Annotated in this window: 10 protein-coding genes; 4 read left to right on the forward strand and 6 right to left on the reverse strand. The window is 70.0% G+C overall.

Annotated features, from left to right (window positions below):
* Nucleotides 1-17 precede the first annotated feature (17 nt).
* Nucleotides 18-1,238, forward strand: a complete 1,221-nt coding sequence (locus ACPT94_RS40175; protein ID WP_425248009.1) for a metallophosphoesterase — start codon at nt 18-20, stop codon at nt 1,236-1,238.
* 116 nt (nt 1,239-1,354) lie between these two features.
* Here the strand turns inward: ACPT94_RS40175 and ACPT94_RS40180 are convergent, their stop codons facing one another.
* On the reverse strand, nt 1,355-2,344 hold the full coding sequence (locus tag ACPT94_RS40180; RefSeq protein WP_360345273.1) for a helix-turn-helix transcriptional regulator: 990 nt from the start codon (nt 2,342-2,344) through the stop codon (nt 1,355-1,357).
* A gap of 94 nt (nt 2,345-2,438) precedes the next feature.
* Between ACPT94_RS40180 and ACPT94_RS40185 the strand changes: the two genes are divergently transcribed.
* On the forward strand, nt 2,439-2,837 hold the full coding sequence (locus tag ACPT94_RS40185) for a VOC family protein (RefSeq protein ID WP_360345275.1): 399 nt from the start codon (nt 2,439-2,441) through the stop codon (nt 2,835-2,837).
* Between the two features lie 301 nt (nt 2,838-3,138).
* Here the strand turns inward: ACPT94_RS40185 and ACPT94_RS40190 are convergent, their stop codons facing one another.
* The 3 genes from ACPT94_RS40190 to ACPT94_RS40200 all read right to left on the reverse strand — a co-directional run bounded on the left by ACPT94_RS40190 (nt 3,139) and on the right by ACPT94_RS40200 (nt 5,408).
* Nucleotides 3,139-3,426, reverse strand: coding sequence for a PaaI family thioesterase (locus ACPT94_RS40190; protein WP_425248010.1), 288 nt, complete (start codon nt 3,424-3,426; stop codon nt 3,139-3,141).
* A 567-nt stretch (nt 3,427-3,993) separates the two neighbouring features.
* Nucleotides 3,994-5,013 carry a zinc-dependent alcohol dehydrogenase gene (locus tag ACPT94_RS40195; RefSeq protein ID WP_425248011.1) on the reverse strand — a complete coding sequence of 340 codons (1,020 nt, stop codon included), beginning with the start codon at nt 5,011-5,013 and terminating at the stop codon, nt 3,994-3,996.
* A gap of 71 nt (nt 5,014-5,084) precedes the next feature.
* Nucleotides 5,085-5,408 carry a putative quinol monooxygenase gene (locus ACPT94_RS40200; protein ID WP_425248012.1) on the reverse strand — a complete coding sequence of 108 codons (324 nt, stop codon included), beginning with the start codon at nt 5,406-5,408 and terminating at the stop codon, nt 5,085-5,087.
* A gap of 553 nt (nt 5,409-5,961) precedes the next feature.
* Between ACPT94_RS40200 and ACPT94_RS40205 the strand changes: the two genes are divergently transcribed.
* A complete protein-coding gene (locus tag ACPT94_RS40205) occupies nt 5,962-6,546 on the forward strand; it encodes a TetR/AcrR family transcriptional regulator (RefSeq protein WP_425248013.1) in 585 nt (194 codons plus the stop codon).
* Between the two features lie 2 nt (nt 6,547-6,548).
* On the opposite strand, the gene ACPT94_RS40210 is transcribed toward ACPT94_RS40205, so the two are convergent.
* Nucleotides 6,549-7,025, reverse strand: a complete 477-nt coding sequence (locus ACPT94_RS40210) for a tautomerase family protein (RefSeq protein WP_425248014.1) — start codon at nt 7,023-7,025, stop codon at nt 6,549-6,551.
* A gap of 237 nt (nt 7,026-7,262) precedes the next feature.
* The gene (locus ACPT94_RS40215) at nt 7,263-7,958 is read right to left on the reverse strand and encodes an SDR family NAD(P)-dependent oxidoreductase (RefSeq protein WP_360352392.1); all 696 of its coding nucleotides are present in this window, start codon (nt 7,956-7,958) and stop codon (nt 7,263-7,265) included.
* A gap of 102 nt (nt 7,959-8,060) precedes the next feature.
* Here ACPT94_RS40215 and ACPT94_RS40220 point away from each other — a divergent pair, with 102 nt between their 5' ends.
* Nucleotides 8,061-8,939, forward strand: a complete 879-nt coding sequence (locus ACPT94_RS40220; RefSeq protein WP_425245201.1) for a helix-turn-helix transcriptional regulator — start codon at nt 8,061-8,063, stop codon at nt 8,937-8,939.
* Nucleotides 8,940-8,941 lie beyond the last annotated feature (2 nt).

Genomic DNA, 8,941 nt, shown 5'->3' on the forward strand with positions numbered 1-8,941 from the left:
GGCCAGGGAGGGGAAGCGTGACCACCACCAGCAACACCCGACCCGCCGACGGTGAAGCACAAGCACCGCGGCAGAGCCGAGTGCACCGCCTGATGCGCTACATCCCCCTGATCGCCCCCGTCCTGCTGTGGGCCGTGCCCTGCTGGGTGCTCCTGTACACCGGCCAGCACTGGCCGCTGCCCGTCACGCTGGTCGGCACCGCCCTGTTCGTCCTCGGCCTCATATGTATGCCGCTGACGATGGTGCGCGGCCACGGCCGACGCCAGCAGGACTGGGCGGCGATCATCGGTGACACCCTGCTGGGCACCAGCTGGGTTCTGTTCACCTGGTCCGTTCTGCTCGGCGTCTTCTTGCGGCTCGCCCTGACGGTGGCCGGCGTCGGCGAGAGTCAGGAGCGGGCTCGCATTGTCACGTGGGCCGTCCTCGGCGTGACCGCCGTGCTGCTCGCCTGGGGGTACGCCGAGGCCCGCCGCGTCCCACGCGTGCGCCGACTCGACATGCAACTCCCGCGACTGGGCGCCGGGTTGGACGGCCTGCGTGTCGTCCTCATCACCGACACCCACTACGGCCCGCTCGATCGCGCCCGCTGGTCGGAGCGGGTGTGCGAGACGGTGAACACCCTGGAAGCCGACCTGGTCTGCCACACCGGCGACATCGCGGACGGCACGGCCGAACGCCGCCGCGCCCAGGCCACCCCACTCGGAACCGTGCGGGCCACCCATGCTCGTGTCTACGTCACCGGCAACCACGAGTACTACAGCGAGGCCCAGGGCTGGGTCGACCTGATGGACGAGCTGGGCTGGGAGCCGCTGCGCAACCGCCATCTGCTGCTCGAACGCGGAGGCGACACCCTCGTGGTCGCCGGCGTGGACGACGTCACCGCCGAGTCCTCCGGCCTGGCAGGCCACCGAGCCCACCTCGCCGGAGCCTTGAACGGCGCCGACCCCGACCTACCCGTCCTTCTCCTGGCACACCAGCCCAAGTTCGTCGACCGGGCAGCAGCAGCCGGCATCGACCTCCAACTCTCCGGCCACACCCACGGCGGCCAGATCTGGCCCTTCCACCACCTGGTCCGCATCGACCAGCCGGCCCTCGCCGGCCTCAGCCACCACGGCCCCCGCACCCTCCTCTACACCAGCCGCGGCACCGGCTTCTGGGGCCCACCGTTCCGCATCTTCGCCCCCAGCGAGATCACCCTGCTCGTGCTCCGCTCCCCGCACCCGCCCACCTCGACGTAGCACCGGGCGGGCCGACGAATCCGTTTGGAGCTGTCCACCAGCTGAGGGGCCCGACGTCGACAGATGGTGCGTGCGGTGCCTGGCTGTGCCGTCTCATGACATTGGTTCCGTCGCCGTCAGGTTTGGCGGGCGCAGGACGCGAGGCGATCGGCGAACGCGCTGACGAGGTCTCGCAGTTCGCAGGGGCGCTCGATGACGAACGGCCGGTCGAGTGAGGCGAGTACCGGAGGCAACCAGTCGAGCCGGTCCGCCCGCAGCTCGACGCGCAGCCAGCGCTCGGTCGCCCGGTCCTGGCCTGCCGCGGGCTCGTGCTCTTCCAGGCTCGCGATGCCGGCGGGAAGGTGGGCGCGGATCTGCTCGACCGTCCCGTGGATCCGCAAGGTCACCTCATGCCGGTACTCGGCCGTGGCGAATCCTGACAACACGCGCTGTGCCGGACCGGGACCCGCGGGCGCTTGGAATGAGCCGGGCAGGGTCCTCGCGTCTGCGATGCGATCGAGCCGGAAGGTTCGGTCCTCGCCGATCTGGGCGTCCTTGCCCGTGACGTACCACCGGCCCGCATGGGCGACGATCCCGTACGCGTGCAGTGTGCGTTCGCTGCGCCGTCCGTCGCGGTCGGTGTAGCGGATCGAGACCGGTCGGCGGTGGCGCACCGCATCGGCGATGGTGAGCAGGACCTCGGCGTCCGGGGTGTCGAAATCATCGGGCTGATCCGTGAAGGCAAGAGCTTCCAGGAGTGTGTCGAGCCGGCGGGCGATGCGCTTGGGCAGCACCCGCCGGATCTTCGCCGATGCCGTCTCGTTCGCCGTGCGCTCCCTCGTCGTCAAGCCTGCTCGGCGGCCGGCGACCAGGCCGAGCAGCACGGCCAGCGCCTCGTCGTCGCTGAGCATGAGCGGAGGCAAGCGGTACCCGGGGGCGAGCCGGTACCCGCCGTAGCGGCCTCGCACCGACTCCACGGGTACGTCCAGGTCGACCAGCTGGTCCACATACCGCCGCACAGTGCGCCCCTCGACGCCGAGACGGTCGGCGAGCTCGGCCACGGTCCGGGTGCCGCCCGACTGCAGCAGCTCCAGGAGGGTCAGCACGCGGCCGGTGGGGCGAGGCATGTTCGCAGCCTAACGCGAATACAGGACCGGTTCTGTCCACTATTTCTCCTAGCCTGCGACGTGCACGCCTTCCAGCACAGCCAAGGAGATTCCCGTGGACTTCGTCTCGATCCGCATCATCACCAGCGACGTCGCACGCCTCGTCGAGTTCTACGAGCAAGCCACAGGGTTGCAGGCGATACGGGCCACCGAGGACTTCGCCGAACTCAAGACCGCGGGCGCAACCCTCGCGATCGCCGGCACCCGCACCGTCCCGCTGTTCGCCCCGGGCTCTGCCCGCCCGGCGGACAACCACAGCGTGATCATCGAGTTCCTCGTCGACGACGTGGACCGCGTTCACCAGAACCTGACCGGCTTCGTCACCGACTTCGTCACCGAGCCCACCACGATGCCCTGGGGCAACCGGTCGCTGCTGTTCCGCGACCCCGACGGCAACCTCATCAACTTCTTCACCCCCGTCACCCCGGAGGCCATCGAAAAGTTCGCACGCTGACGCCACGCACAGCCGCTCACGCGGGAGCCCCGAGATCCCAGGGCTCCCTATGGTTCATCGTTCACTCGTTCGAGCAGATGGGTGTGCCTTCCTGCGAGGGACAGATGTGACCCGGTCGCCCCCGACCACCTCGCCACGCTGACACCCCGACTCTGCGCCCGGGACCGAGCCCAGCTCGGGTCGGCCTGGAACAACCGCACTCCTCATGCTGACCATTCGCTGACCTGGAGGCGGCAATCAGGGCTCTGAACTGCGCAAACGCCCAAACGCGGCCCCGCAGTCGGTCCCGGACGGTGCGAGATCACGTTTCGGGCAGGCTCGGGAACAGCGCGCGGGCACGGTCGGGGTCCGGTGACACGAAGACGCCGTCCGCTGCCACCAGGACCGTGGAGTGGTCGTCTTCGGTGGTGATGACCCCGCCCACGGAGGTTTTGCGGTCCTCGACTCCGGTGACCTGGGCGAACACGCGCAGGGGCGTTTCGAGAGGAACGGGACGGTGGTAGCGCAGCTGGAGGGAGACGGTCATCCCCGGCGTCCCGGCGGCGGCGCAGGCCCAGCCCATCAGCTCGTCGAGGAGCATGGCGCTCATGCCTCCGTGTCCATAGCCGGGCGGCCCTTCGTGGGCTGTGCCGAGGACGCAGGTTCCCGCCACTCCGCCGTCGGCCGGCGTGACGCGCATGGGGGGTGCGAGTGGGCTGCCGGCACCCGTGACGGGGCTGTACATCCGCACCCCTCCCGGAAACTCGTCCACCGACGGTATCTCCGCGCATGCCCGGCGCCGCCCGGTCAACTGCCTGGTGAGGCTGCGGACTTGGTCCGTCACGCGGTGCAAGGTCTCCGGCGAGGCCGCGGTCCGGACGGTGGCGTCGACCAGGGCACGCAGCTCATGGCCCAGTGCGGCGATCGCCGCCCGTTCGTGTTCTGGTTCCGCCCGTGCCGCCGGTCGTTCGGAGACATCGCTTGTCGTGGCGTGGTGGTGCAAAGACGAGTTCATCGCGTTTCCGGGTGTCTGTGTGCCGCGGGCGCGGCGGGTCGGTCCGTGGAGGGGGAAGGCGGCCCGGTGCCACCGGGCGTGCACCGCTCGAACATGGCGTCGATCAGCTCGACGTCCTCCGTTCGAGCGGTGAACGACACAACGGACCGGTGGTCCGGTGCCTCATTTCTCCAGAACGAAGATCGGCTTGTGGCCGGCGCGGCCTGAGGTCAGCACGTCGGGGATCTCGTCCCAGCCGTACACTCCGCTGGTGACCAGCTCGGGATGGAGCGTCCCGGCGGCCACGGCCTCCAGCGTCGGCGTCATGTTCGGCCGCGCGTGCCCCTTGCCGTTGTGGAAGTGGACTCCGCGCTGGTACAGCGCGAGCAGCGGGAGCTGGACCTCGTCGAAGTAGATGCCGACGCTGTTGACGTAGCCCTCGGGCATCACCGACAGCAGCGCCTTGCGCAGCCGCGCGGCGTCACAACTGGCGTCCACGGCGAGGTGGAAGTCCTTCTCCCGCTTGCCGTTGACGTCGTGGACCTCGGCGCCGAGCTGCTCGGCGACCTTCATCCTGACCGGGTCGTCGTCGTAGTACACGGTGCGGGCGCGGGCGCAGTGGACCGCGACGTCGACGCAGTACAGGCCGATGGAACCGGTCCCGCCGAACACCGCGATCTTCGGGTCGGAGATCCCGGCGACGGTCGGCATGACGGTCTCCCAGCCGAGGGCGAGGTTGTCGCCGATCGACGCCAGGTGCACCGGATCGACGCCGACGGGCAGCTTGGCGAGATTGAAGTCCGCGTAGGGAACGCGGATGAGTTCGTCGAAGGTCCCGCCCCAGGCCCCGTTCACCGGCAGGCCGTACTGGGCGTCGCCGTGGACGAGACAGCGGGCCGGGTGCCCGAGCTCGCACTGCGCGCAGCTGCCGCACGCTATGTGCCACGCGACGCCGACGACGTCACCGACCGCGACATCCGTGCAGTCGGGGCCGACCTCGACGACCGTGCCCACGCACTCGTGGCCGATGGGGAACGGGCCGAATCCGGAGAACGGCGTCTTGTCGTCGATGACATGGTGGTCGAGATCGCACGTCGTGGCCGCGAGCGGGCGTACGAGCGCGTCCGTGCCCGCGACGATGGTGGGGGCGTCGACCTCGTCGAAGCGCAGTTGTCCGGGCGCGACGAACATCAGGCTCTTCATGGGAAAGCTCCTCGGTTTCCTGGGGACCCCTGGTCGGCCGGTGTGCCGGTCGACCCGGTCGCCGCACTCGGTCAGACGGCGCCGGTGACCGGGTCGCCGGCGGAGATCGCGTCCAGGAAGACCAAGTCCGGGGGGCCTGCCAGTGCCTGCGCCAGGGCGGCGCCGACCTCCCGCATCGCGGCCCCCTTCATGTGCGCGCCCAGCGCCTCCTGCGAGGCCCACTTCTCGATCATGACGAACTCACCGGTGGTACCCGTCTTGCGGTGCAGCGCGTACCGCAGGCATCCGGGTTCGGCGTGCACCTTGGGCGCTGCCGTCGCCAGAGTCCTCTCGACCAGCTCTTCCTGGCCGGGCTTGGCGACCATCGTCGCCACCAGAACCACCGGATGGGTCATGGGTTCACACCTCTCCCTTTATGACACTCGTTATAACTATGACACATGTCTTACTCAGCAGTCACACCGGTACGAGATCGAGGCCCGGCGTTCGGTGTCGATCACGACCACCGACCCGCCCCATCCTGGGCCGCCACGACTCCTCGGCACAGCCCAGGGGGCCGGTGAAGGTCCTCGCCGCCACACCGTTCGGATCGGCGCCGGCGAGAACGCTCGGCCGGAACGGCGGCGGTACGACATCGGCGACCCTGCCGAGCTCGGAGTCCGGCAGACCGATGTGGAAGTCGGCACCTAGTGCCGCGACAGGCAACGTTCGCCCCGTCGCGACGCCCGGCACGCCCTCTCGCCGCACCGGCCGAAAGCCCAAGTACATCCAGTACGAGGGCTTCCGGCCGGCACACCGAGAGCACGCTCCCCCACCCTCGAACCGGCTTCGCACGGCTCGGGCGGGAGGTACCCCCACGACCCCGCTCCTCAACGGGCAAACGTTGCCTGCCGCGGCACTAGACTATGACGAACGTTATGGCCGGTTCGGTCAGGAGGGGTTCAGTCCGTGACCAAGTCCAGCACGGCGGTGCGCCAGCGGATCGTGGCCGGCGCGGCCGACATGATCAGTCGGCGCGGCCTGAACGCCACGAGCATTCGCGAGACGGCCAAGCACGCCCGGGCGCCGCTCGGCTCGACGTATCACTACTTCCCGGAGGGCAAGCAGCAGCTTGTCACCGAGGCCGTCCGCTACACGGGCGAATGGACCGCCGCCAGTCTGCGCAAGGCGCTGGAGGCGGGACCGGTCGCCGGACTTCGCGCCTTCCTTGCACTGTGGCGCAAGATCGTCGTCGACAGCGACTTCCGGGCCGGCTGCCCCGTTCTGGCCGTCTCCGTCGAGGAACCCCCTGCCGACGAGCCACCGGCGGCCCTCCTGGCCGCCGCCGACGTCTTCACCGAGTGGGAGAACCTGCTGGCCGGGTCGCTGCGTGAGCACGGCGCCGAACCACGGCAGGCGGCTCAGCTCGCGACGCTCGTCGTCGCGGCGGTCGAAGGCACCGTGGCCATGTGCCGCGCCAAGCGCAGCACCCAGCCCCTCGACGACACAGCGGAGCAGCTGCAGGCCCTGATCCTCGCCGCGATCGAGGACTGACGTCACGCGCCCAGTGCCGCGCGCACGGCCTCGGCCCGCTCCTCGGTGAAGACCCCGCTCTCAAGGAGCGGCAGGATGGACAGCACTCCCCCTGACGACCCCCAACTACCCTCGTCGATCACACGGAAGTTGACCCACCAGGCAGGCGACGGCTTCTCCAGCCCACAGGCCACCGCGAGCGCGGCCAGCACCCGCTCGATCACCTCGGCCCGCACGTCCCGCTGCCACGCGGCGTCCATGACCGCGACGTCGATCACCATGACGTCGAGGTCCTGATCGGCGTCGGCCAACAGTCGCCCGCCGATGGCCATCATGTCCCGCTCGCGCTCGACGAAGTGCACCTGGAACCCGGCCCTGGCGGCCGGAGCGTGCTGCCCGACCTCGGGCACCAACACCGCGTCGGTCAGCGTCTCGGCCAACGCACGGCGCTGGTCGAGACCCAGGCGCCCCTTCGGGGCGTTCACGGTGATGATCGTCATGCCAACTCCTATGACAGTCGTTATAGAGCGGCAGACTACACAACCGGAAGCGAGACCCGGAACCGGCGGCTCGCCGAACTTGTGGTTGCGCGCCGGTTCCGTCCCGTGGATCACCGTCCTCCCGCGGGTCGCGTCCGGGGCGCGGAACGATCCGAGGGCCCGGAGGCGACCCACTGCCTCGCAACCGCACTCCGGCGTCCTCGTCCGTGCCGGGCACGCCCCGAATTCAGGGGTGGATCACCAGGCCATCTCACCGTGACGGTCACGGAAGGTGCCGGTCGGTCCGTCCGCCCCGATGGTGGCGAGTTCGACGATCGCGTCGGTCCCCTCGGTCACCGTCTGCGGGCCGCTGTGTCCGTTGAAGTCGGTCGCGGTGTAGCCCGGGTCGGCCGCGTTCACCTTCACGTCCGGCCAGGACTTCGCGTACTGCGTGGTCAGCATGGTCACGGCGGCCTTCGACGCCGTGTAGAGCGGCGCGACGGCCCGGCCCTCGACGCGCCCGGTGTCGTGGGTGGCCGCGAACGACCCCATGCCGCTGGAGACATTGACGATGACCGGGTTCGCGGACTTGCGCAGCAGCGGCAGGAACGCGTGCGTCACCCGGACGATCCCGACGACGTTGACTTCGAAGACTGTGCTCGCGTCGGCGGCCGTGATCTGGTCGGCGGGACTGTGTGTCCCGAAGACACCCGCGTTGTTGATCAGGACGTCGATGCCGCCCTCGCGAGCCTCGATGTCGGCGGCGGCCGCAGCCACCGACGCGTCGTCGGTCACGTCGATCTGGACGAAACGGGCACCGAGTGCGTCGGCGGCCGCCTGGCCGCGCTCCGGATCACGCGCGCCGACGAGGACGGTGTGGCCGGCCTCGATCAGGCGGCGGGCGGTCTCGTACCCGAGGGACTTGTTGGCTCCTGTGATGAACGTTGTTGTCATGCGTTCACCTTCGGCCCGCGACGAGAGGACAACCAGTGCCCTCTGCGACGGTAGGACTGCCAGTACCAGGCACAACGGCTGTCCGGCGGAGACAATGGCCGAGTGGACGAGACCCTGGGCACGGCATTGCGCCGCTGGCGCGACCGGCTTTCTCCCCTCGACGTCGGGCGGCCTTCGCGGCCCGGACGACGTGCGGTGGGGCTGCGACGCGAGGAACTGGCCGAGCTCGCGGGGCTGTCGGTCGACTATGTGGTGCGGCTGGAGCAGGGGCGGGCCACGAGCCCTTCGGCGCAGGTCGTCGCGAGCCTGGCCAGGGCACTGCAGCTGCAGCCCATGGAGCGCGATCACGCCTACCGGCTGGCCGGCCTGCTCCCGCCCCAGGAGGGGACGATCTCCACGCATGTTCCGGCGGGGGTCCAGCGGATGCTGGCCCGCCTCGGGGAGTTCCCCGTGGGCGTGTTCAGCGCCGACTGGACCTTGCTGTCCTGGACCCCGGCATGGGCAGTGCTGCTGGGCGACCCCAGCGCACGGACACACGTCGAGCGGAATCTGGCGCGGGCGGTCTTCGCCGCAGGGCCCAGCCGGCTCGCGGCCTGGCCCGTGCTCCAGGACGGCGACGCCCTGAACCCCGCCCTCGTCGCCGACCTGCGCACAGCTCTCGTCGACTACCCCCGCGACCGTGGCCTGACCGACCTCGTCGAGGAACTGAGGTCCACCAGCGCGGAGTTCACCCGACTGTGGGACGAGGGTGCGGTCGGACCGCACGTCTCGGCCCGCAAAACCATCCTGCACCCCCAGGTCGGCGAGGTGACGTGCGACTGCGACGTGCTCACCGTCCCGGGCTGCGACATCCGCCTCGTCGTCTACACGGTGGCCGCGGGTTCCGCCGACGCGGAAAAGCTGGAGTTCCTGCGGGTCACGGGCGGCGTCCGCACCGACGGCCCCTCGCCTCCGGGGCGAGGCAGCTTCTCCACGCCGTAACG

Origin of the sequence: Streptomyces aurantiaciflavus, assembly GCF_049808595.1 — a bacterium.
GTDB lineage: Bacteria > Actinomycetota > Actinomycetes > Streptomycetales > Streptomycetaceae > Streptomyces.

Bases quoted from the DNA above. Each gene is read 5' to 3' on its own strand.
- ACPT94_RS40215 (WP_360352392.1), bottom strand. From the start codon at position 7,958: ATGACAACAACGTTCATCACAGGAGCCAACAAGTCCCTCGGGTACGAG.
- ACPT94_RS40210 (WP_425248014.1), bottom strand. From the start codon at position 7,025: ATGACGATCATCACCGTGAACGCCCCGAAGGGGCGCCTGGGTCTCGAC.
- ACPT94_RS40190 (WP_425248010.1), bottom strand. From the start codon at position 3,426: ATGAGCGCCATGCTCCTCGACGAGCTGATGGGCTGGGCCTGCGCCGCC.
- ACPT94_RS40180 (WP_360345273.1), bottom strand. From the start codon at position 2,344: ATGCCTCGCCCCACCGGCCGCGTGCTGACCCTCCTGGAGCTGCTGCAG.
- ACPT94_RS40200 (WP_425248012.1), bottom strand. From the start codon at position 5,408: ATGACCCATCCGGTGGTTCTGGTGGCGACGATGGTCGCCAAGCCCGGC.
- ACPT94_RS40195 (WP_425248011.1), bottom strand. From the start codon at position 5,013: ATGAAGAGCCTGATGTTCGTCGCGCCCGGACAACTGCGCTTCGACGAG.